General features: G+C 65.5%; 19 protein-coding genes. 11 read left to right on the plus strand and 8 right to left on the minus strand.

The genetic code is table 11. The annotated features are described in order from the left end of the window. Positions 1-130: 130 nt before the first annotated feature. Positions 131-790 (minus strand): DedA family protein, encoded by a 660-nt coding sequence (locus CO675_RS32605; protein ID WP_097675870.1) that lies wholly within the window; start codon positions 788-790, stop codon positions 131-133. A gap of 10 nt (positions 791-800) precedes the next feature. Then, on the minus strand, positions 801-1,379 hold the full coding sequence (locus CO675_RS32610; RefSeq protein ID WP_097675871.1) for a class I SAM-dependent methyltransferase: 579 nt from the start codon (positions 1,377-1,379) through the stop codon (positions 801-803). Positions 1,380-1,706: 327 nt separating this feature from the next. Between CO675_RS32610 and CO675_RS32615 the strand changes: the two genes are divergently transcribed. After that, positions 1,707-2,381 (plus strand): response regulator transcription factor, encoded by a 675-nt coding sequence (locus CO675_RS32615; RefSeq protein ID WP_097675872.1) that lies wholly within the window; start codon positions 1,707-1,709, stop codon positions 2,379-2,381. A gap of 5 nt (positions 2,382-2,386) precedes the next feature. Beyond that, positions 2,387-3,742, plus strand: a complete 1,356-nt coding sequence (locus tag CO675_RS32620) for a sensor histidine kinase (protein ID WP_097675958.1) — start codon at positions 2,387-2,389, stop codon at positions 3,740-3,742. On the opposite strand, the gene acmB is transcribed toward CO675_RS32620, so the two are convergent. Both acmB and CO675_RS32630 read right to left on the minus strand, forming a co-directional pair. Then, a complete protein-coding gene (gene acmB / locus CO675_RS32625; RefSeq protein WP_097675873.1) occupies positions 3,739-4,932 on the minus strand; it encodes a methyl acetate hydrolase AcmB in 1,194 nt (397 codons plus the stop codon). The two genes, CO675_RS32620 and acmB, sit on opposite strands and share 4 nt — an antisense overlap. A 91-nt stretch (positions 4,933-5,023) precedes the next feature. Next, the gene (locus tag CO675_RS32630) at positions 5,024-6,664 is read right to left on the minus strand and encodes a flavin-containing monooxygenase (protein WP_097675960.1); all 1,641 of its coding nucleotides are present in this window, start codon (positions 6,662-6,664) and stop codon (positions 5,024-5,026) included. 293 nt (positions 6,665-6,957) lie between these two features. On the opposite strand from CO675_RS32630, the gene CO675_RS32635 reads away from it, so the two are divergent. Further along, positions 6,958-7,860, plus strand: coding sequence for a helix-turn-helix transcriptional regulator (locus tag CO675_RS32635; protein ID WP_097675962.1), 903 nt, complete (start codon positions 6,958-6,960; stop codon positions 7,858-7,860). A 30-nt stretch (positions 7,861-7,890) separates the two neighbouring features. Here CO675_RS32635 and CO675_RS32640 read toward each other — a convergent pair whose 3' ends face one another. Next, positions 7,891-8,925 carry an aldo/keto reductase gene (locus CO675_RS32640; protein WP_097675874.1) on the minus strand — a complete coding sequence of 345 codons (1,035 nt, stop codon included), beginning with the start codon at positions 8,923-8,925 and terminating at the stop codon, positions 7,891-7,893. A gap of 23 nt (positions 8,926-8,948) precedes the next feature. Then, a complete protein-coding gene (locus tag CO675_RS32645; protein WP_097675875.1) occupies positions 8,949-10,130 on the minus strand; it encodes an MFS transporter in 1,182 nt (393 codons plus the stop codon). A gap of 100 nt (positions 10,131-10,230) precedes the next feature. On the opposite strand from CO675_RS32645, the gene CO675_RS32650 reads away from it, so the two are divergent. Continuing rightward, a complete protein-coding gene (locus CO675_RS32650; protein ID WP_097675876.1) occupies positions 10,231-11,187 on the plus strand; it encodes a LysR family transcriptional regulator in 957 nt (318 codons plus the stop codon). 28 nt (positions 11,188-11,215) lie between these two features. Beyond that, positions 11,216-11,683 (plus strand): SRPBCC family protein, encoded by a 468-nt coding sequence (locus CO675_RS32655; protein ID WP_245453027.1) that lies wholly within the window; start codon positions 11,216-11,218, stop codon positions 11,681-11,683. A gap of 18 nt (positions 11,684-11,701) precedes the next feature. On the opposite strand, the gene CO675_RS32660 is transcribed toward CO675_RS32655, so the two are convergent. Continuing rightward, positions 11,702-12,451 (minus strand): class I SAM-dependent methyltransferase, encoded by a 750-nt coding sequence (locus tag CO675_RS32660; protein ID WP_097675878.1) that lies wholly within the window; start codon positions 12,449-12,451, stop codon positions 11,702-11,704. Positions 12,452-12,799: 348 nt separating this feature from the next. On the opposite strand from CO675_RS32660, the gene CO675_RS32665 reads away from it, so the two are divergent. From CO675_RS32665 to CO675_RS32685, 5 genes are all read left to right on the plus strand, one after another. After that, positions 12,800-15,175 (plus strand): glucose/quinate/shikimate family membrane-bound PQQ-dependent dehydrogenase, encoded by a 2,376-nt coding sequence (locus CO675_RS32665; RefSeq protein WP_097675879.1) that lies wholly within the window; start codon positions 12,800-12,802, stop codon positions 15,173-15,175. 174 nt (positions 15,176-15,349) lie between these two features. Then, positions 15,350-16,669 carry an Hsp70 family protein gene (locus CO675_RS32670; protein WP_097675880.1) on the plus strand — a complete coding sequence of 440 codons (1,320 nt, stop codon included), beginning with the start codon at positions 15,350-15,352 and terminating at the stop codon, positions 16,667-16,669. A gap of 138 nt (positions 16,670-16,807) precedes the next feature. After that, positions 16,808-18,397, plus strand: coding sequence for an ABC-F family ATP-binding cassette domain-containing protein (locus CO675_RS32675; RefSeq protein ID WP_097675881.1), 1,590 nt, complete (start codon positions 16,808-16,810; stop codon positions 18,395-18,397). 775 nt (positions 18,398-19,172) lie between these two features. Beyond that, a complete protein-coding gene (locus CO675_RS32680; protein ID WP_097675882.1) occupies positions 19,173-19,811 on the plus strand; it encodes a flavodoxin family protein in 639 nt (212 codons plus the stop codon). After that, positions 19,808-20,677, plus strand: coding sequence for a sigma-70 family RNA polymerase sigma factor (locus CO675_RS32685; protein WP_097675883.1), 870 nt, complete (start codon positions 19,808-19,810; stop codon positions 20,675-20,677). The genes CO675_RS32680 and CO675_RS32685 overlap by 4 nt, the downstream gene beginning before the upstream one ends. A 36-nt stretch (positions 20,678-20,713) precedes the next feature. Here CO675_RS32685 and CO675_RS32690 read toward each other — a convergent pair whose 3' ends face one another. Then, entirely contained in the window at positions 20,714-22,129 is a 1,416-nt protein-coding gene (locus CO675_RS32690; protein WP_097675884.1) for an MFS transporter, read from the minus strand. A 251-nt stretch (positions 22,130-22,380) separates the two neighbouring features. Between CO675_RS32690 and CO675_RS32695 the strand changes: the two genes are divergently transcribed. Continuing rightward, entirely contained in the window at positions 22,381-23,133 is a 753-nt protein-coding gene (locus CO675_RS32695; protein WP_097675885.1) for an ArsR/SmtB family transcription factor, read from the plus strand. Positions 23,134-23,201 lie beyond the last annotated feature (68 nt).

Here is a 23,201-nt window from a genome sequence, read left to right on the forward strand (position 1 = left end):
AACTCGGCCGCGCGATATCGCCCGGCGGAAGCCGCGTGACCGAACTGATAGCTCGCGGCGAGGACCAGCAGGGTCGCGGCGGCACGCTCGAGCGTATCCGAGCCCGGCCGCAGGCGGGACAGCAGGGTTCTCATACGCCTTCCTCCACCGGCAAGCGTGAGGGCACCGCGCGCACCTTCGCCAAAGGCTGCGGCGCGAGCGAGCGCTTGTAGAAGCGAAATCCGAGGAAGAGCGCGACCTCCACGGCAATCAGGATGACCACCACCCAGAAGCCGAGGCTGATGGGATCGTGGCCGCCGCCGCGCAGGACATAGCCGAGCGTGAGGAACGGCATATTCCAGATCACGGTACCGATCGCCGTCGCCATCACGAAGGCGCGCGGCTCCAGGTGCAACACACCGGCCGGGAGCGCGAGGTAGATCCGCACGGTGGGCAGGGTCTGACCGATCAGCGTCACCCAGAAATGATTGCCGCGATAGGCGTCGGTGAGCTGTCGGTAGAGCGAGGGCCGCAGCAACACGAACTTGCCATAGCGCGCCACCAGCCCCTCGATGCGCCGCGAGCCGAGCGCGCGCCCGAGCCCATACCAGCCGATGGCACCGACGACAGACCCGACGCTGGTCGCGAGGATGGTCATCGCGAGCATCGAGCCGTCGGAGACCGTCAAGCCGAGCAGCATCAGCAGCACGTAAGAAGGCAACAGCGGAATGAACTTCTCGGCGACGGCGAGGCAGCCAACTCCCACCAGGCCGAAGTGCAGAAACATCGCGATCGTGCTCGACGTGTCCATGGCGCCTCGATCAAGCGTAGGTGTGGCGGCGGCTGATCCGGTACACGGACGCCGGCGGCAGGTTGAGGAACGTCTGCCCGATGCAGCTCGCCTGCAGATCGAGGCGATCCAGGATCGCGTCTGCGACCGGACAACGCGGACCATAGGTGATCTGGTAGAACGCCCCGCCGGCGCGGAGATAGCCGAAGGCACCGTGCAGGATGGTTGTGACTTTCTCCGGCGGCATGATGAGAAGCCCGAGGCCGCTCACGATCGCGCCGACCGGCGCCCCGTCGAACAGACGGTCCCTGCGCAGCCAGGCCGCGTCCATCCAGAGCACCCGCGCGCCAGGGAAGCGTCGCTGCAGCAGCGGGATGAACTCGGAGCCATACTCCACCAGCGTCAGATCCTGCTGCCTCACGCCACGCTTCAGCAAAGCGCGGGTGAAGACGCCGGTGCCGGGGCCGAGCTCGAGCACGGGGCCGGTATCCGCGGTGATCTCCTGCGTCATGAGCGACGAGATTGCCGGCCCCGACGGCGCGACCGCGGCGACACGCAACGGATTACGCACCCAGGCGCGGACGAACGGCAGGATGTCAGCGGCCGACATGCTGGAGCTCCCGCACGATATGCGCCTGGCCGATGCCTCGGCGGAAGTTCGTTGACAAGGGCATTCGCGTGTCTTTCGCATTGCGGGTACCCACCATCATGTGTGGTAGGCTCCCGTCGGTTGAGCAGTGCCGGTCGGTGTTGGGACGATTCGATCGCCCCGATGCACGTCTCTGTCTCATGCGAAGCTTGCGCAAGCCTGTCGTGAATCCGCGCGCGTGCGATTTTTCACGCTGCGACGTATTCAGAATGAGCAAGCCGCAAGGTTGCCGCAATGAAGCGGACATAAAACCGGCAAATCGAGCGATGAACTGAGGCAGACAACGAAATGCGGGTGCTGTTGGTGGAGGACCAGCCGGACATGGTCGCGGCGCTACGTGCGGCACTCGCACGCCATGACATGCTGGTCGATCACGCGCCGGATCTTCTGGAAGCCGAGGCGATTGCCACAGCAGGAAGCTATGATGCGATCGTGCTGGATCGCCAGCTGCCTGACGGCGACGGGCTGTCGCTGATTCCGAAATTGCGCGCGAGCGGCAACACCGTGCCGGTGCTGGTGCTGACCGCCCGCGGCGAGCTCGCAGACCGGATCTCGGGTCTCGACAGCGGCGCGGACGATTATCTCGGCAAACCGTTTGCGTTCGAGGAGCTGCTGGCACGGTTGCGCGCGCTGCTGCGCCGGCCCGCCAATGTGCAGCAGGATGCCGCCCGGATCGGCCGCCTGTCGTTCGACTTCGCCCATCGCGAGGCCAGCGTCGAGGGACGCCCGCTGGAGATGCCGCGTCGCGAGCGGCTGGTGCTCGAGGCACTGCTGCATCGGATGGGACGCATGGTGCAGCGCTCCGCGCTGATGGAGGCGGTCTATGGCCTCGACGACGAGGTGCAGCCCAACGCGCTGGACTCCCATGTGTCGCGTTTGCGCCGCAGGCTCGCCGAGGCCGACGCCGGCGTCACCATCAACGGCGTTCGCGGCCTCGGCTATGTGCTGCGGGAGACACCGTGAGCGTGCTGCGACCGCGATCCCTCACCTGGCGCCTGGTCGGGCGCCTCGCGGGCCTGCAAGCCGTTACGCTGACCCTCCTGATCCTGCTGATCGGAGCCGCGGTGATCGGGCTGCTGCGGGCGGGGCTCCTGATCGGCGAGTACGAAGGCAGCACGCTCGATACGCTGCGCGACGCCGTCACGCGCGATGAAGCGGGCGGACTGACGCTGCGCCAAACGCCGGAGCTGGCCGCCCTGCGCGCCGAGCACGCTGATCTCTGGTTTATCATCCGCGACACCGAGGGACACCAGCTCGCTGAAGGCGCGGTGCCCGCGCAATTCGCGCCGATCGCAGCAAGCCTCGATCGCGTGAGCGAGGCGCGGCTCAAATGGAATCCAGCGGAAGCCGCGCGGCCGGCGGGTCTCGTCAAATGGGTCGACACCTCTGCAGGACGGATCCAGATCCTGACCGGCACCTACGGCGAGCTCTCGATGTGGCGCGCGCTGGAGAGCACGCCGCTGCTGTTCCTCAACATGATCCTGCCGATCGTCGTGCTGATGACGCTGGCGACGCTGGTCGCGACCCCGTTCGTGGTGCGCCGGGCCATGAAGGGCCTTGCGCAGGTGGCGGCGCAGGCCGAGCGCATCGACATCGACCAGCGCGGCGCGCAGTTGCCGCTCGACGAGGTCCCGATCGAGATCACCCCGCTGGTCAAGGCCATCAATGCCGCGCTCGACCGCCTCGACAAGGGTTATGAGCGCCACCGCCGCTTCCTCGCCGATGCCGCGCACGAGCTGCGCACGCCGATCGCTATCCTCTCGACACGGGTCGCTTCGCTGGAGGCCGGACCGGAGAAGACCCATCTGCTCGAGGATGCGACCCGCCTCAGCGTGATGGCCGGCCAGCTGCTGGACCTGCAACGGCTCGATCAGCGCGCCGACACGTTCGGCCCCGTCAATCTCGTCGGCATCGCGCGGCAGGTCGTGCTCGACCTCGCGCCGCTGGCTTTCGCGGCCGGATATGAGATGTCGTTCGAGCATGATGGCGAGACCGTCATGGTGACCGGCGACCAGACCTCGCTCGAACGGGCGCTCACCAATCTCGTGCAGAACGCCGTCGACCACGGGCAACGGCGCGGCACGATCCTGGTTCGGGTGGCGACAGCCGGCCAGATCGAGGTCAGCGACGACGGCGACGGCATTCCGCCCGACCAGCGCGAGCAGATTTTGGAGCCGTTCCGCCGGCTGCAGCCGGGCGGGCGTGGCGCCGGCCTCGGCCTCGATCTGGTGCAGAGCATCATGCGTCTGCACGGCGGCCGGATCGAGGTCGATCAGGCCCCGTCCGGCGGCACCTGCATGCGCATGGTGTTTCCGAAGGATTAGCCCGCCTTGCGCAGCTTCAGGGCCTCGTAGAACGCGGTCTCGAAATTGATGTAGCCGATGAACGATGTCGGATCACCAAACGGCAGGATCTGCGTCGCCCAGAATCCGCCGAAACCGTTCTGGCGATCGATCCAGTAGAACAGGTTGGCGAGGCCGGCCCAGCCGAGCGCGCCGGCGGGGCGGCCGGTCGGCGCCTGCTCGTCATTGATCATGAAGCTGAGCGCCCATGATTTCGACTGGCCGGGGAAGAACTCGGCGTCGTTGGCGAGCGAGGTGATCACGCCGGTAATGGCGGTGACCTTGTTGTTGCCGAGATGGTTCTTCTCCGCCATCCGCACGGTTTCGGCTTTCAAGACCCGGCCATGCTCGCCGGCGCCGTCGTTCAGCCACATCCGGATGAAGCGCATATAGTCGCCGATGGTGCCGTAGAGTCCGTGGCCGCCCATGTGGATCTCCGGGTTAGGCGGCAACTCGAAATCCATCGGCGTGAGCGAGCCGTCGGCGTTGCGGGCGTGAATGCCGGCGAGCCGGCGGCGCATCGCGTCGGTGAGCTCAAATGCCGTGTCCTGGATTCCGAGCGGCTCGAAGATCCGCGTCTTGAAGACCTCGCCGAGCCGGCGGCCGGCGATCGCCTCGACGATCTGGCCACACCAATCCATGTTGGTGCCGTACTCCCATCGCTCGCCGGGATCGAACAGCAGCGGCGTCATCAACGAAGCCTTGGACGCCGTGATCACGCTGGGCTGCCCCTTCTCCTGCGCGAGGCGATTGTAGTTGTGATTGATGAAGTCGTAGCCGAGGCCCGCGCTGTGGACCATCAGCATGCGTGTGGTGATGTCGCGCTTCGGCGCGCGCAGCCGCGGTTCGCCGTTGTCGTCAAAGCCTTCGATGACCTGGAGCTTGCCGAGATCGGGCGCATAGGTCTTGGCCGGCGCGTCGAGATCGAGCTTGCCTTCCTCGACGAGTTGCAGGACGGCCGTCCCTGTGATCGCCTTGGTGGTCGAGAAGATGGCGAACACGCTGTCGGTCGTCATGTCCGCGGGCTGGTCGAGACGGCGCTTGCCGGCGGCGCCTTCGTAGATGTTGCGATGGCGGTCGGTCACCATGGCAACGACGCCGGGAACGCGCGGGTTGGATGTCACGACGCGGTCGAGAATCGCATCTGCTGCCGCACCAAAATTCATGCTCATTGTCGTCCTCCCATATTCTATCTTGTGATGTGATCGATCGTGGGTGACGCCGCGGTCCGCAAAGACCGCGGTGCCGGATCGCGATCAGGGGCTACTGAATGGCAAAGCCCTGATAGCCGCTCGCGGCGACCTCGTCGCATTTCTGGCGATAGGTGCCGACGCCGCCGCAATAGGACAGCACCCGGCGCGGCTTGCCCTCGACATTCGAGCCGAGGTACCAGGAGTTGGTCTTGGCGATCAGCGTTGCGTTGGCGGTCTCGTCATGGTGCGCCACCCACTGATCCTCGGTATCCCTGGTCGGCTCGATGACGTTGAGGTTCTTGCCGCGCAGATATTTGATGCAATCGGCGATCCACTCGACCTGCTGCTGCAGGCAGGTGGTCATGTTGCAAAGCGCGGCCGATGGCGCGAGCGGCACCGCGGTCGTGAACAGGTTCGGATAGCCATGGACCTGCAAGCCCATCGTGGTGCGGATGTCCCTACCCCAATCGTCCTTCAGCGACCGCCCCTCGCGACCGCGGATGTCGATCCGCGTCAACGCTCCCGTTCCGGCGTCGAAGCCGGTGGCAAGGATGATGACGTCGAATTCGTGCACCGTGCCGTCGGCGGTCTGGATGCCTTCAGGCGTGATGCGGGCGATCGGATTATTCTTGACGCCGACGATCTCGACATTGGGCCGGTGGAAGGCCTCGAGGAAATTGCTCTCCAGCGGCACCCGGTGCGTGCCGAAACCGTAGTCGGACGGAATCAGCTGTTCGCACAGCTTGGGATCCTTGATCCGCTCGCGCATCTTTTCGCGCACGAATTCGGTGATCTCGGCGTTGATGGCTTCGTCGAAGAACAATTCGGCAAAGGACGAAACCCACAGCTTGAGCGACCCGTCATTCCAGCAATCCTCGATCACCTGGCGGCGCTGCTGCGGCGTCAGGTCGGCCCAGGCGTGCTCGAAGTCGAACTCGAAGCCGGTGAACGTCTTCGGCAGCCGCTCGGTCAGGAACTTGAACTTCGACTTGTAGGCCTCGGCATCCGCCGCGTCCCATTTCGGGTTCTTCATCGGGATGATGTATTGCGGGGTGCGGATGAACACCTTGAGATGACCGACCTCGCCGGCGATCGACTGGATCACCTGGATTCCGGTCGCGCCGTTGCCGACCACGCCGACGCGCTTTCCCGCGAGCTCGATCGGTCCCTTCGGCCAGCGCGCGGTGTGGAACAGCTCGCCCTTGAAGGTCTCCTGTCCCGGGAAGGACACGTGCGGCGCCGAGAGCATGCCGCAGCAGGTGACCAGGAACTGGGCGTCGATCACCTCGCCTTTGTCCGTCGCCACCAGCCAGCGCTGCGTCGCCTCGTTGAGATGCGCGCTCTTGACCGTGGTGCCGAACTGGATGTCCTTCCTGAGATCGAGGCGGTCGGCGACGTAGTTCAGCCAGCGCTCGATTTCAGGCTGGCCGGGGAACCGCTCGCTCCAGCTCCAACCCTTGTAGAGTTCCTCGGAGAACAGGTACTGATAGGTGTGGCCTTCGGAATCGAAGCGCGCGCCGGGGTAGCGGTTCCAGTACCAGGTGCCACCGACGCTTGACCCGGCATCGATCGCCTTCACGCTCAGTCCCTGCTCACGCAGGCGGAACAGTTGATAGAGACCGGCGACGCCGGCGCCGACGACCACGGCGTCGAGCTTGGTCGTTGCATGCGCACCATTGCTTCCATTCGACCTTGTGACGGTCTCGGTCATCGTTTCCTCCTGTTGTCCTGCTTCGCACGCGCTCATGCCCGCCGCGTCGCCGGGTGATGGTGCGTTGCGTCAATTGGGTCTCGGCCGCTGTCGCCGAGACGCAGAGCAGGCTACGGGTCGTGCGGCCGAGCGGCTTGGATGAAACCGACAATCTCTGGAATGCGGCCTCGCAATCGAGCCATCGGCCGTTGGTCGCCTTGGCAAACCGCGAAAGCGGCCTATCCTGCGCTCAGACATTCGGCCAAGAACAAGCGGTCAACCGCGCCACGGATTCCACGGAGGAGGCTCGCGCGATGGGCCAATTGATCACGGTCGAGGAGCTGCCGCGCTATGCGCCCGGTGAGCTGAAGCTGGACAGCGCCTCAGTCGGGAGGAACGATTTCCGGCTGCGGATTTTCCGCTATCAGCCGTCGGATATCTGGGTTCCCCCGTCGGAAAACTTCCTGCTTGTGCTCTATCGCGACGGCGTGACGTCGATGAACCGTCGCGTCACCGGCGCGTGGAAGCAGGATCACGTCGGTCGCGGCGTCACGTCGCTATTGACCCGCGCCGAGCCATCAAGCTGGCACTGGAAGAACGACATCGAGGTCACCCATTTCTATATCGCCCCTGCGCTCATGATGAAGACTGCGAGCGATGCCTTCGACCGCGATGCCGAGGCGATCGAACTGCACGATTTGCTCAAGGCCGAAGACCCGATGCTGACCTGGATCAACGATCAGATGGTTCAGGAGGTTGCAGCAGGCGGTCCGGGCGGACGCCTCTGCTACGACGCGCTGGCATTGCAGGCGAGCGTGCACATTCTGCGGAAATATGCCGCGATCGAGTTCAAGATGCCGTGCGCGCAAGGACGCTTTCGCCCGGCGCATGCGCGACTGATCGAGGACTATATCGAGCAGAACATCTTCCGGAACATCACGCTGGAGGAGCTGGCGAACATCTGCAACTGCACGCCGATCCAGTTCGCCCGCAAATTCCGCGTGCATTACGGCACGCGGCCGCATGCCTATGTCCTGCGACGCAAGGTGGAGCACGCGTGCCAGCATCTGCGCAAGGACCGCGTGGCGCTGAAGGAGATCGCGCTGCTGAGCGGCTTTGCCGATCAGAGCCACCTCAATCGCGTGTTCCGGCAGCACATGAACGTCACGCCGGCGGAATACCGCCGGCAGGTCTGCGAACATTCCGCGCAGGCGTGAGGCCGCGATGCCGGCAGCCACGCGGCCGGCTCACACAGGCGGCGGATTGAGCCGCGCAAAGCCGTCCTGGATCCGGTAGGGGTAGTACGGATAGGCCGGCATCACCGCGCTGGCCTTGTCGAGACGCGCGATCTGGTCTGCCGAGAGCGACCATCCGACTGCGCCGAGATTGTCGCGAAGCTGCGCCTCATCGCGCGCGCCTGTTATCACGGACGAAACACTCGGCCGCGTCAGCAGCCACGCAATCGCGACCTGCGGCACGCTGCGCCCGGTCTCCGTGGCGACGACGTCAAGCGCGTCGACGATCGAATAAAGTCTCTCGTCGTCGACCGCCGGCCCGAACTGCGCGGTCTCATGCAAACGGCTGGTCTTCGGCAACGGCTGCCCACGCCTGATCTTGCCGGTGAGCCGGCCCCAGCCAAGCGGGCTCCAGACCAGCGCGCCGACGCCTTGGTCGAGCGCGAGCGGCATCAGCTCGGATTCATAGTCGCGGCCGACCAGCGAGTAGTAGACCTGGTGCGCCACATGGCGCGGCCAGCCGTGCCGCTCGGCAACGGCAAGCGATTTCATCAGGTGCCAGCCGGAGAAATTCGAGGCGCCGACATAGCGCAGCTTGCCGGCACGCACCAGCGCATCGAGCGTCGACAGCACCTCGTCGATCGGCGTAAAGGCATCGAAGGCATGGAGCTGCAGGAGGTCGATATAATCGGTATTGAGCCGTTTCAGCGCGGCATCGACCGAAGCGACGAGGCGATAGCGCGACGTGCCGGCATCGAGCGGACCGTCGCCCATCGGCAGGCCGGTCTTGGTCGAGATCAAGACCTTGTCGCGGCGGCCCTTGATCGCGGCGCCGAGGATCTCCTCCGAGGCGCCGTTCGAATAGACGTCAGCGGTGTCGAACAAATTGACGCCGGCCTCTAGACAGATGTCGATCAGCCGTCGCGCCTCGCTGGCGTCGCTGCGGCCCCAGGCCGAGAACAAGGGTCCCTGGCCGCCGAAGGTGCCGGTGCCGAAGCTGAGCACCGGGACCTTCAGTCCGGAGGCGCCGAGATTGCGATATTCCATGGTCATGCTCCTTGTGATGCCGTTCATTCCGCCGGGCACTGCGTGGCGAGGACGACCGGCCGGTCGAGGCGCAGGCTCCACAGCGCAAGCAGCAGTCCAATCGCGGTGATGACGGCGGCGACCAGCGGCAGCGTACCGAGGCCAAGGCCACGATCGATGGTCACGCCGCCGGCCCAGGCGCCGAGCGCGTTGCCGAGATTGAAGGCTGCGATGTTCAGGCTGGACGCCAGCGTTCGCCCTTCGACGCCGGCGGCCTCGAGCACGCGAAGCTGCAGCGGCGCGACCGTCGCAAATGAGGCGATACCCAGCACGAACAGCAGCACGACTGCCAGCGCCTTGATCGAGACCACCGCCGCCAGCGCGACGAGGACGGCGGCAAGGCCACCGAGCGACACCAGCAACGCACGTGCCAGTCCCTTGTCGGCGAGCCGTCCGCCCGCGACATTGCCGATCGCAAGGCCGGCGCCGAACACCAGCAGGATCGGCGACACCGCAGCATCGGAAAATCCGGTGAGCCGGGTCAGGATCGGTTGCACATAGGTGAAGACCGCGAACAGGCCGCCGAAGCCGAACACCGTCATGGCAAGCCCGAGCAGGACTTGCGGGCGGCCCAGCACGGCCAGCTCCTCGCGCAACGGCGCCGGCTTGTCGTTGGCGCCGACATGACCGGGGACCAGCACCGCGAGCACGATGAACGCGACCACGCCGATGACAGCCACCGCCCAGAACGCCGCCCGCCAGCCAAGCATCAGGCCGAACCAGGCGCCGAAGGGAACGCCGAGCAGGGTCGCGACCGTGAGACCAATGAACATCGTGGCGATCGCCGATGCGCGCTTGTCCTCGGGCACAAGACTCGTCGCAACCACCGAGCCGACACCGAAGAAGGTGCCGTGCGCCAGCGAGGTCAGGATGCGCGCCGCCATCAAGAGCTCGTAGTTCGGCGCCAGCGCGCAGGCGGCATTGCCGAGCGTGAAGATCGCCATCAACGCCAGCAGCACCGCTTTGCGCGGCACTTTGCGCGTGGCGAGCGTCAGGATCGGCGCGCCGACGAACACGCCGAGCGCATAGCCGGAGATCAGCAGGCCCGCCGCGGACACGGATACCTGCATATCGGCGGCGACCTGCAGCAACAGCCCCATGATGAGGAATTCGGTGGTGCCGATGCCAAAGGCGCCGGCGGTCAAGGCAAGGACTGCGAGAGGCATGTGTCGCTCCGGAGGGAATGATTCCGCAATGCGAGATAGCGGTCCGGACGCGGAAGGATTAGAATGGCCGCAATCCAATCATTTGTGACGTGAATTCAAGATGTCCCGTACAGACACCAACCGCTCCGGCGAGATGGACGTGTTCGTCCGCGTCGTCGATCTCGGCGGCTTCACGGCGGCTGCGAACAGCCTGCGCCAGACACCGTCCGGCGTCAGCAAACTGGTCTCCCGGCTCGAGACGCGGCTCGGCACGCGGCTGGTCAACCGCACCACGCGCAAGCTGCAACTGACCGAGGAGGGCCAGGCCTTCTATCAGCGCGCCCAGCGCATCCTCGCCGACATCGACGAGGCCGAACGCGAGGCCGCCTCCTGCGTGCCGCGCGGCCATCTCACCGTGAACAGCAACATCCCGTTCGGCATGCTGCACGTGATGCCGCTGCTGCCGCGCTTCATGCGCGAGCATCCCGACGTCACGCTCGACATCGTGCTGACCGATACGCTGGTCGATCTGATGCAGGCGCGCGCCGACGTCGCGATTCGCGCCGGCCCACTCGGAGCCTCGCGGCTGATCGCGCGCAAGCTCGGCACCAGCCGCATGGCGGTGGTCGCAGCTCCCTCCTATCTCGCGCGCTTCGGCACGCCGAAGACCCCGGCCGACCTCGCCGCCCATCGCGGCATCGGCTGGACCTTTCCGCGCAGCATCCGCGGCTGGCCGTTCCGTCGCGCCGAAAAGATCGAGGAAGCGCTGCCGCCGCCGGTCGCCCGCGCCAGCGACGGCGAGACCGCGCGCCAGCTCACGCTCGGCGGCATTGGCGTGGCACGGCTGGCGTTGTTCCACATCGGCCCCGATATCGAGGCCGGGCGTCTGGTGCCGGTGCTACAGAATCTCAATCCCGGCGATCGCGAGGACATCCACGCGGTCTATGTCGGCCACGCCGGCCCTCTGCCGGCGCGGGTCCGCGCCTTCATCGACTTTCTCGCGCAGCACATCCGCATCGGCGACCCGGCGCTGCGGCGTGGTGCGGATGGAAAATGGAAGATCGTGGGCGGCAAGTGAGCATGCGATGACGAATGCAACCCCGGTCTTGCAGACCGTCACCGAGTCGATCCGCATTGCGGCGCAGCCGGAGCAGGTATGGGATGCGATCATCGCCCCCAACGCCGGCGAGGCATGGCGCAACGCGCATTTCAGCACCGATTGGCAGATCGGCGCACCAGTCGAGATCGAGGCGGAGATCGGCGCGAAGCGCTATCGCGACAAAGGACGCGTCCTCCACATCGAACCGCCATCACGGCTCGCATATTCCTATTGGTCACAGGTCTCCGGCCTGCCCGATGTTCCGCAGTCCTATGCGACGATCACGATGACGCTCGCGGCTGACGGCGGCGAGACGTTGCTGACCGTCACCCAGCAGGTGCCGCCGTCGCCAATTCGGCGCGGGAACGGTTGGGAAATCGGCGCCGAGTCCGGTGCGAAACATGTCGCGTTCTGCTGGCGCATGGCGCTGCCGCGCCTGAAGCAGGCCGTCGAGCAAGGACGCGCCGCGCAATAGCGCGGCCTCGAAAACGCGCTAGATCCGCTTCAGCAAAAAGAGCTGCGTGACATAGGGAAACACCACTTCGTCGGCGTCACCGAGGCCGGCCTCGCGCAGGATGGCGTCGGTCTTGTCGCGGATAGCCGCCTTCTCCGCGTCGGGAAGGTTGGCGACATAGCTCGTCGACACGACGCGCTCGTAGACGCCCTGGCGCGGCATCCGGTGCGGATGCTCCTGCTCGATTTGCTTCTCGAGCAAGAAGCGAGAGTCCTGCAGGATCCAGCGCCAGTGCCCGGAGCGTTGCCTGGGCGTGTCTCCCGCGTATTTCTCGATCATGGCCGACAACGCGTCGACCCACGGCGCGCGGTCATCCCTGTTGTTCCAGACCAGCGCCAGCGTTCCGCCGGGGCGCAGCAGGCGCGCGATCTCGGCGACCGACGGTTCGTTGTCGAACCAGTGGAACGCCTGAGCGCAGGTCACGAGATCGACGCAGCCGGTTTCAAGTCCGATCGCATCGGCGCGGGTGTTGATGACCTCGATCCCGGCTTCGTTCGCGAGTTTCGCCGACATCTCGGCGACCGGCTCGATCGCGACCAGGCGCGCCGTCTCGGACAAATGCAGACGCAGCAGGCGCGTGAACTTGCCGGTTCCGGCGCCGAGATCGACGACGCAACGCGCGTCCCCAAGCGGCAGCGCAGCGACGATCTCCGCCGGGTAGCTCGGTCGGCCCGCCTCATAGGCTGCAACCGCGACACGATAATTCCTGGCCGTAGGGTTCAGTGTCATTTGCGCTTCTCCTGCGAACCTAGCATCTGCAATGAAATGTGCGGAACGATATAAAGCAGCGCTGGCTGCAGAACTGGAAGAGCACGCCGCGTCAAGATTCGCTGAAGTCCATCACCTCTGCGTCCGCGCCAGGCGCCTGGCGTTGCTCCTTGTTGAACAAAGTGCGCGCAGTTTGAACGATCCTGCTTCGGCGAGAATCAATATCGCAACTTTGCACGCTTGTGTTGCGTCAACGTCGCAGTTCCCGGTTGCAAGTTGCTGTTGATTGAACCACAGTTCTTGAAAGCGGACGCGGTCTGTTGCGCTTGCGCAGGACAAGCCCGGTGCCTCTTCCGCACTGGTGCAGCCATGCAGCGATCCAGGGCCGTCTTTATCACGGGTATCGTCTACGCCTTGATTGGTCTGGTCCTCGCGGGCGGCGGCATCTGGCTCGCCGCGCTCGGTGGATCGATCTCTTACATTGTCATCGGCGTCGGCATTCTCGCTACGGCTGCGCTGTTGCTGGCGCGGCACCGGTCCGCGCTCTGGCTGTTTGCGATCGTGCTGGTCGGCACGCTGGCATGGGCCGTCTACGAGGTGCGTTTCGACTGGTGGCCGCTTGCGGCGCGCGGCGACATCATCTTCCCGATGGCGCTCTGGCTGCTGACGCCGGTGATGGTTCGCGGGCTGGTCCGAAACGAGCCGGTGTCATACGCACGCGCCACTGCGCCGCTCTGGGTCGGCGTCGTGGCCGCGGCAGCCGTTCTCGTCGTTGGCCTCCTGTCCAGCTATCACGACATCAACGGCACGATCGCCGAGTCTGGCTCCGCCGTGCAGCAAAGCGAGGCCGATCCGCAACCCGATGGCGATTGGCGTGCCTATGGCCGCACGCAATTCGGACAGCGCTATTCGCCGCTGAAGCAAATCACATCAGACAATGTCGGCAAGCTCAAGGTCGCCTGGACCTTCCGCACCGGCGACGTGAAGACACCGGAGGATTCCGGCGAGACCACGTTCGAGGTCACCCCGATCAAGGTGCGCGACACGCTCTATCTCTGTTCGCAGCACCAGGTGCTGTTTGCGCTCGACGCCGGGACCGGCACCGAGCGCTGGCGATACGACCCCAAGCTGGTGCACAACAAGACGTTCCAGCACATGACCTGCCGCGGGGTCTCCTATCACGAGACCGCGGCTGGTGCCGTCGACTCTGGCGGCGGTCCTGCGCCCGCCGAATGCCCACGCCGGATCTTCCTGCCGGTCAATGACGGCCGCATGATCGCGCTCGATGCCGACAGCGGCAAGCTCTGCGACGGCTTTGCCGATCACGGCGTCCTCGACCTGCAGCAGGGGATGGGGATCAAGACTGCCGGCTTCTTCGAGCCGACCTCACCACCGGTCGTCAGTGACAGGATCCTGGTCGTCGCCGCCGCGGTGATCGACAATTACGCCGTCGAAGTGCCGTCGGGCGTGATCCGCGGCTTCGATGTCTACACCGGCAAGCTGGTCTGGGCCTGGGACTCCGCCGCGGCCGACGAGAACGCGCTGCCGTCGCCGACGCGGCATTACACCAACGGCTCACCGAATTCCTGGATCACGGCCTCGTTCGATCCGAAATTGAACCTCGTCTACATCCCGACCGGCAACAACGGACCGGACATCTGGGGCGGCAATCGCGATGCGCTGGTCGAACGCTATTCCAGCTCCATCGTCGCGCTTGATGTCGACACCGGCAAGCGTGTCTGGTCGTACCAGACCGTGCATCACGATCTCTGGGATATGGACGTTCCGTCGCAACCGAGCCTGGTCGACGTGACGACGGCCAAGGGCGTCGTTCCCGCCATCATCCAGCCGACCAAGGTGGGCAACATCTTCGTGCTCGACCGCAGGACCGGCGAATTGATCGTGCCGGCGCCGGAACGTCCGGTGCCGCAGGGTCCCGCGCCCGGCGACCGCTCCGCGCCGACCCAGCCGTTTTCCGAACTGACATTCCGGCCGGAGGCAAAGCTGACCGGCGCCGACATGTGGGGCGGCACGATCTTCGACCAGCTGCTGTGCCGGATCATGTTCCACCGGCTGCGCTACGAGGGCACGTTCACACCGCCGTCGTTGCAGGGCACGCTGGTCTTCCCGGGCAATCTCGGCATGTTCGAATGGGGAGGCATCGCGGTCGATCCTGTCAGGCAGATCGCGATCGCCAATCCGATGTCGTTGCCGTTCGCATCACGGCTGATTCCGCGCGGCCCGCAAAATCCGCCGGCGCCGACCGCCGAGAAGCCGGTCGGCAGCGAGGTCGGGACGCAACCGATGTACGGCACGCCGTTCGGGGTGGATATTTCGAGCTTCCTCTCGCCGCTCTCCGTGCCGTGCTACCGGCCGCCATGGGGCTCGATGGCCGCCATTGATCTGAAGACGATGAAGATCGTCTGGCAGCATCCCAACGGCACGATCAGGGACACCACGCCGCTGCCGCTTCCGTTCAAGATGGGCGTGCCGATGCTGGGCGGGCCGATCACCACCGCCGGCGGCGTCGCGTTCTACACCGGCACCTATGAGTACACGATCCGCGCCTATGACGTGCGCGACGGCAAGGTGCTCTGGGAAGATCGCCTGCCGGCCGGCGCGCAATCGACGCCGATGAGCTACGAGGCCGGCGGCAAGCAGTATGTCGTCACCGCGGCCGGCGGACACGGCTCGTTCGGCACCAAGCGCGGCGACTACGTCATCGCCTACGCGTTGAAGGATTGAAATCAATCCGGGATGCGACAAGTGCCACGACCGGGACGCGGCAAGCATCCGGATATGACGCAGTGGTGATGAGACGTCGCACTCCAAATGAGTTCCGCGGCGTCCGGAAGGGTTGGCAAATCCGGCCAAAGCCGCTAAAGGTCCGCCCCCTTTCACAGACAATCCGAGCATGACATGACGAGCGCCCCGCCCGCCGTCTCGATTGGCGTCGATTTTGGCACCAGCAACACCGTGGTCGCGCTGTCCGATGCCGACGGCCGCGTCGAGGCTGTTCGATTCGACCATGGCGGCCGCACGCATAGCGTCTATGTCTCCGCGCTGTGCTTCTGGGAGGACCGGCCCGGCGCCGGGCTGCATCCGCGCGCCGAGGGCGGTCCGTGGGCGATCGAGCAGTTCCTCGAGGGACGCACGATCCATCGCTTCATCCAGTCGTTCAAGACGTTTGCGGCGAGCTCGGCGTTCAACACCACCCAGATCTTCCGGCAACGCTACAAGTTCGAGGATTTGCTCGCCGCGTTCCTGCGCACGCTGACGCGCCATGCCGGCGAAGGCTTCGACTTGGGCGCGCCGACCATCATGGTCGGCCGCCCGGTGAAGTTTGCCGGCGGCAATCCCAATGACGAGCTCGCGATGCAGCGCTACCGGGCCGCATTCGAGCGGCTCGGCGCCGGCCATGCGCGCTACGTCTACGAGCCGGTCGGCGCGGCGTTCTCCTTTGCGCGCAGCCTCGATCACGATGCCACCGTGCTGGTCGCCGATTTCGGCGGCGGCACCAGCGACTTCTCAGTCATGCGCTTCTCGCGCAAGGGCGGCGTGCTGCGCGCCGAGCCGCTCGGACATTCCGGCATTGGCATCGCCGGCGACACCTTCGACTACCGCATCGTCGACCACATCGTCTCGCCGCGGCTCGGCAAGGGCACCAACTACCGCTCGTTCGACAAGGTGCTGCCGATCCCCAATCACTATTATTCGAGCCTCGCGCGCTGGCATCAGCTCGCGATGATGCGGGGCAACGGCGATCTGCGCGAGTTGCAGCAGCTCGCACGCACCGCGATCGATCCGGCGCCGCTGCACGACTTCATCACCATCGTCGATCACGATCTCGGCTTTGCGCTGTACCGCGCCGTCTCCGACACCAAGGTCGCGTTGTCGAGCCGCGACCGCGTCGAGTTCCGCTTCGCTCGCCAAGGCATCGATATCGGCGCGACCGTGACCCGCGACGATTTCGAAGCCTGGATCGCCGACGACATCGAGCGGCTGGGCGCGACGGTGGACGAGGCGCTGGCCAAATCCGGCATCACCGCGCGCGACGTGGAGAAGGTGTTTTTGACCGGCGGCACCTCGTTCGTGCCGGCCGTGCAGCGCCTGTTCGCCGAACGCTTCGGCGAAGCGCGGCTGACCTCGGCTGACCAGTTCGAATCGATCGCCTATGGTCTCGCCTTGATCGGCCGCACGCCGGATCCCGATCGCTGGACCTTCGCCGAAGCGGCGTGACGGTTCGCCTCGCGCCTTGATCCCGGCCCAATGCGCGGTTACATCACTTCAATCATCAATTCGAGAGGATGCCGACAGCCATGGATTTCATCCGGACAGCAACGCCCATCAGCCTTGCCCACCGGGATATCCATTGCCATGCCTGCATCGATCACGCTCTCCCATCTGACCCTGTCCGCGCCTGACGGCCGGGTTCTCCTCTCCAATCTCGACCTCAACTTTGGCCCTGAACGGACCGGCCTTGTCGGCCGCAACGGCGTCGGCAAGACGACGCTGCTCGGCCTGATCGCAGGCACGCGCACGCCGCAATCCGGCACGGTCGCGGTTCAGGGACGCGTCGCGATGCTGCATCAGACGGTTCAACTGAAGCCGGACGAATGCGTCGTCGATCTGTTCGGCGCGCGCGGTGCGCTGGCCGCATTGCGCCGGGCCGAACAGGGCCTGGCGAGCACTGAAGAGCTTGCGGATATCGACTGGACGCTCGATACGCGCATCGCGTCCGCGCTCGCGCGGGTCGGGCTGAGCGATGTGCTCGAAGCCCCGCTGGTGACACTGTCCGGCGGACAGGCCACCAGGGCGCGCCTCGCCGCGCTGACCTTCGCGCAACCTGACTTTCTGCTGCTGGATGAACCGACCAACAATCTCGACCGCGCCGGACGCCAGGCGGTGATCGACCTGCTCGCCGACTGGCGGCAAGGCGCCGTCATCGTCAGCCACGACCGCGAACTGCTGGAAACGATGGATGCGATCGTCGAACTGACCTCGCTGGAAGCCCGACGCTATGGCGGCAATTGGAGCCAGTACCGTGCGCGCAGGGCCGTCGAGCTGTCGGCAGCACGACACGATCTGGCCGATGCCGAGAAGCGCGTCGCCGAGATCGACCGCAAGGCAAGGGAGACGTCTGAGCGGCAGGCGCGCAAGGACGGCGCCGGCGCGAGGAAGCGCGCCAAGGGCGATCTGCCGCGCATTGCCGCCGGACTGCGCAAGGATCGCAGCGAGGACACCGGCGGCGAGAACGCACGCCTCGCCGAGCGACGGCGGACGCAAGCGCTCGAATTGGCCACCACGGCGCGCCAGCGCATCGAGGTGCTGCAACCGTTCTCGGTGCAACTGCCGTCAACCAATCTGCCTGCGGGCCGGATGGTGCTGCGGATCGAGGCCGCCGACGCCGGCTACAGCGCCGACGCGCCGATCCTGCGTGATCTCACCTTCTCGATGTCAGGGCCGGAGCGCGTCGCGATCACAGGTCCCAACGGCGCCGGCAAGACGACGCTGCTCAAGCTCGTCAGCGGCGAGCTGACCGCGGCGCGCGGGAGCGTCGAGGTGATGACCCGCTTTGCGATGTTCGATCAGGCGGTCAGCCTGCTCGATGCTTCAACCTCCATCCTGGACAATTTCCGGCACATCAATCCGGATGCGAGCGAGAACGCCTGTCGCGCCGCGCTGGCGCGCTTCATGTTTCGCGCCGATGCCGCCCTGCAGAGCGTCGCGAGCCTCAGCGGCGGCCAGTTGCTGCGCGCCGGCCTCGCCTGCGTGCTGGGCGGCGTGAGCCCGCCACTGCTTCTGATCCTGGATGAGCCGACCAACCATCTCGACATCGAATCGATGGAAGCGGTCGAGGCGGGACTGCGCGCCTATGACGGCGCCCTGCTGGTGGTTAGCCACGACGAGACCTTCCTCGAGGCCATCGCGATCACCCGCAGGTTCGAGCTCGCTTCGTGGAGGTGATGCGGAGAGGTCAACCGACCAGGGCTGGTCAGAAAATGAACAGCCGAGCACGCGTCGCCAGGGGCAGGGTATAGGCGCGGTGCTCGGCTGTCAGGCCGCGCGGCGGTGCGGCCATTCCGCCGACCTCGCTCGTCCCCGTGAGCAAGGCCGTCGGAGCTCAATCTCGCCGGTTGCTAAATCCGCGCGGTCGAATGGAGCGCGTTTCTCCAGAGGGCAAATGCGACGAAGCCTGCCAGCAGCAAAAAGCCGCCGCCGACCGCGATCAAAAAATGCGCGAATGTCATCTTGGAACATCCCAATGAGGAGCATCGTGCGGCGCGATATGCGCCGCAACCTGGCAATCACATGCACTTCAAAATGGATTTGCCCCGCCGGCCGCCGCCGGACAGCCCGAAAGGTGGCTGGCACTGCGCTCTGCCCACCCTTCGATTTCAAAGAGGTCGTCGAGCCACTCGGCTGTTGCCTCTCATCGTGCGGTTCGTCACGCCGCTCAATGACCACGAGGATAATCGATAAAATTTTACTGACAATCGAAAGGGAAAATTAAGGTTACCGGCGCGTGGCCGAGCGTCCGCAAATGCCCGATCGGGTCTTGCCGCCGCGGCTCCCACCAAAATATCGAAAACAACCCCATGCACAGTAGCCGGCAGGCGCCGTCCCGGCCCGAGTGGCGGTCGATCGGCGCAATATCCCCCGGACAAAACTTCGGCCGCCATGTCACGTTTCGACGCGCTGCCTTGTCCTAGCTTCTGCAATGCCAGCAGCAGAGGACACCATGCACACGATCGGAACCGGAGGCGGTCGCACCCTGATCGCAATCGTCTATCATAGCGCTTACGGCCATACCCGGCGCCAGGCGGAGGCCGTCGGGTCCGGCGTTGCGAATGTCGAGGGCGCGGAGGCGCTGCTGGTGCCTGTCGAAAGCGCTGAGCAGAACTGGGATCGGCTGATGGATGCGGAAGCCTTGATCTTCGGCACGCCGACCTACATGGGCGCGGCGTCCGCGGCCTTCAAAGCTTTCCAGGAGGCAACGTCAGGCGCGGTGATGTCCAAGGGCTATCGCTGGAAGGACAAGCTCGCGGCGGGCTTCACCAATTCGGGAGCACACGCCGGCGACAAGCTCTCCACGCTGATCCAACTCGCATTGTTCGCCGCCCAGCATGGAATGCATTGGATCAATCTCGATCTGCCGCCCGGAAACAACTCCGCATCGGGATCGGACGCCGATCCGAACCGGCTGGGGTTCTGGCTCGGCGCCGGCGCGCAATCGAACACCGACGAGGGCCCGGAGACCGCGCCGCCGGACTCCGATCTCGCAACCGCCCGTCACCTCGGACAGCGGGTGGCGAAGGCAGCACAGCAGTTTGCGCGCGGCCGTGATGCGGCCGCAGCGGCCGTTCGGGCGGCATCATGAAAGATGCAGCCGAAACATCGGCGGCCGAAATCTTCGCCGAGCTGCGTCCGCGCCTGATCCGGCTGGCCTATCGGATGCTCGGCTCGGTCGCGGACGCAGAAGATGTCGTGCACGACGCCTGGCTGCGCTGGCTCGCCGCCGATCGCGATCAGGTGCGCGATCCCAAGGCCCTCCTGCACACCATCGTCACCCGATTATCCCTCAACGAATTGAAATCCGCGCGGCGCCGGCGCGTCACCTATATCGGACCGTGGCTCCCCGAGCCCTTCTTCGACCCCGAAGAAGAGGAAGCGGCCGACGATCTGACCCTGCCGTTGATGATCGCGCTGGAGCGCTTGTCGCCGTTGGAACGGGCGGCCTTCCTGCTGCATGACGTGTTCGGATTGGAGTTCGATGCCGTATCCGAGACGATCGGGCGCGAGGCTGCGACCTGCCGCAAGCTTGCCAGCCGCGCACGCGCCCATATCCACGCTGCCAAGCCGAGATTCGTTGTCGGCAATGAAGAGGGCTTGCGGCTCGCAAACGCTTTCTTCACCGCCACACGCACCGGCGACCTCGCCGCGTTGCGCGCGATGCTCGCCGAAGATGTCGTGGTCTATGCCGATGGTGGTGGCCAGGTCCCCGCGCCGACGCGACCACTGCTTGGGCTTGAAGCCGCGATGGAGCGTTTCGCGGGGCTCGCCCGCCTGTTCGCCGTGCATCCCTCACGCTTGATCCGCTACGCCATCATCAACGGATTGCCGGGCTTCATCACCATAGAGGACGACCTCGTTCAAACGACAGCGCTGCATGTCGAGAACGAACGGGTCGTCGCTGTTTATGTGACCCGCAATCCCGACAAGCTGCACAACGTGCCTGATGCCTGATGCGGGCACCACACGGGCTCGACCTGCAACTCTCCTTCATCGCCTCTCCTTTGCCCCGCCCTGCGCGATCGCGACCGCCCCTGCGAGCAACACGGCGGCCGATATCACGAGCGAGGCATGCGCGCCTGCCATGAACGCGCTGTTCGCTCCGACCAGCGAGCCGAACAGGGCAACGCCAAGCACGCTGCCGGTCTGCCGCGTCGCGTTCAATACACCGGCGGCGATGCCGGATCGCGACTTCTCGACACTGCCGAGCAGCGTCGAGGTCAAGCACGGCACGAGCAGGCCGAGCCCGCCGCCGAGGATGATGAGCTGAGCGCCGATCGCCCGGTAGCTGGTGCCTGAAGCCATCGGCAGCAGCGCAACGCAGCCCACGGCGGTGATCACACAGGCCAGCGCAATGGTTTGCGGCGCGCCAAGGCGCTCGCTGACCGACGCGGCGATCAGGTTGGCGGGGAGCACCATGGCCATCATGGGTACGAAGGCGAGGCCCGTTGCGAACGGCGACCAGCCATTGACGTTCTGGAAGTAGAGACTGAGCACGAAGATCAGGCCGTAGAAGGCGATGTTGAAGAGAAGCCCGACCAGAGCGGTCAGCGCGAACATGCGATGGCGAAGCAGCGACAGCGGCAGCATGGGTTGCAGCGTGCGCGCCTCGCGCCATACGAACAGGAGCCCGGTGACGGCCGCCACCGCGAAGCCCGCGATGACGAGCGGATGGCTCCAGCCCAGTACGCCACCCTCGATCAGGGCGCCGGCCAGCGTGCCGAGGGTTGCAATCGCCGCGATCTGTCCCGGCAGATCAATCTCGCGCTGCGCGAGCCGCGGCGTCTCCTCGGCATAACGCCAGGCGAGCCAGAGGCCGGCGGCGCCGATCGGCAAGTTGACGAGAAAGATCGCGCGCCAGCCGACCAGTGCGATCAGCGCGCCGCCAACCAGCGGCCCCGCAGTCAGTGCGACGCTCGCACCCGCGGCCCAGAAGCCGACCGCGCGGCCGCGCGCCTTCGGATCGGTATAGGCGTGATTGAGCAGCGTCAGCGAGTTCGGCACCAGGATTGCTGCCGCCAGGCCCTGCACGGAGCGAGCAACGATCAGGAACATCGCCGACGGAGCCAATGCGCAGGCGAGCGAAGCCAACGTGAAGATTGCGAAGCCTCCGATGAATATCCGCTTGGCGCCGAGGCGATCACCGAGCGCACCGGCGGTCAGAATGAAGGCAGCGAATGCGATGGTATAGGCGGTCACCACCCATTGCAGCTCGGCCACGCTGCCGCGGAGCGAGGTGCTGATGCTGCTCAGCGCGGTATTGACGATGGTGATATCCAACTGCACGACGCCGAGGCCGAGGCTCGTGGCGGCAAGCGCCAGCGCCGCCGCGAACGGCGAGCGGGATGGCGTGTTGTCGGAGCCGGCTTGTTGCGGTTGCCTTGCATTGAGCGAAGTTGCTTGCATTGATCACACTCGGTTGTCTGTGAGATTTTGACGGCTCAGACCAGCCCGTTTTTGCGATTGTCATTCGATGCCAATCGAATGCTTGGATCCGCGAGACGATCTTTCGTCCCGTCGCGGCGATGCCTTTCGCTTGGGCTTGGTGGTGTCCAGACAACCTATGTCCCGCGATTGAATCGGTCTTGCATAAACACTACGATCTCGACCGAAGTATTCGTGCTTGGCGCTGCGTCCTCGTCGGCGTAAAATAAGACATGGACACGGGACCCAAAATCGCCCAGGTCGCGGCACTCATCGGCGATCCGGCGCGCGCCAACATGCTCAGCGCGCTGATGGATGGTCGAACGTTGACTGCCTCCGAGCTCGCCTATGTGTCTGGCGTGGCGCCGCAGACAGCGAGTGGCCATCTTGCGAAACTCAGCGACGCCGGATTGCTCGCGCTCGCAAAGAGAGGCCGACGCCGATATTTTCGCCTGGCCTCTCCGCACGTCGCGCGCGTGCTGGAAGGCCTCATGGTCGTGGCCCAGGAAGGGCCGGCCCGGCGCGATCTCTGGCGCGGCGGAGAGACGCTCCGACACGCGCGGACGTGCTATGACCACATGGCCGGCCGCATCGCCGTCGCGATCGCCGACCAGCTTGTCCAACGGTCGTTCATTCTGCTCGACGAGGATGGCGGACAACTGACCGATGCCGGTCGGTCATTCTTCGATGAGCTCGGCGTTGATCTTCGCCTCGCCTCCAAGCGCCGCGTGTTCTGTCGCCCCTGTCTCGACTGGAGCGAGCGCCGGCCGCATCTGGCCGGCGCGCTCGGCGCCGCCATTCTTCATCACGCTCTCGCGCACGATTGGGTTGCGCATGTCCGGGATAGCCGCGCGCTCGTCGTGACGCCTGCTGGCGTTAGAGGACTTGCCAAAACGTTCGGCATCGAGGGCGCCCCCTCGAGGGACGGCCGCGAAGGGCGGGTTGCATCACTGTCCAGAGGACGGGTAGCGGCGATCTCGGGTTGAGTCAGCGCCAGCGCGTCCAATACCCGGAGCCGGCGGATCGGGACGAAGCCAGGAACGCCTGGTAGGCG

The sequence above is a fragment of the Bradyrhizobium sp. C9 genome (assembly GCF_002532045.1).
Classification (GTDB): Bacteria; Pseudomonadota; Alphaproteobacteria; order Rhizobiales; family Xanthobacteraceae; genus Bradyrhizobium.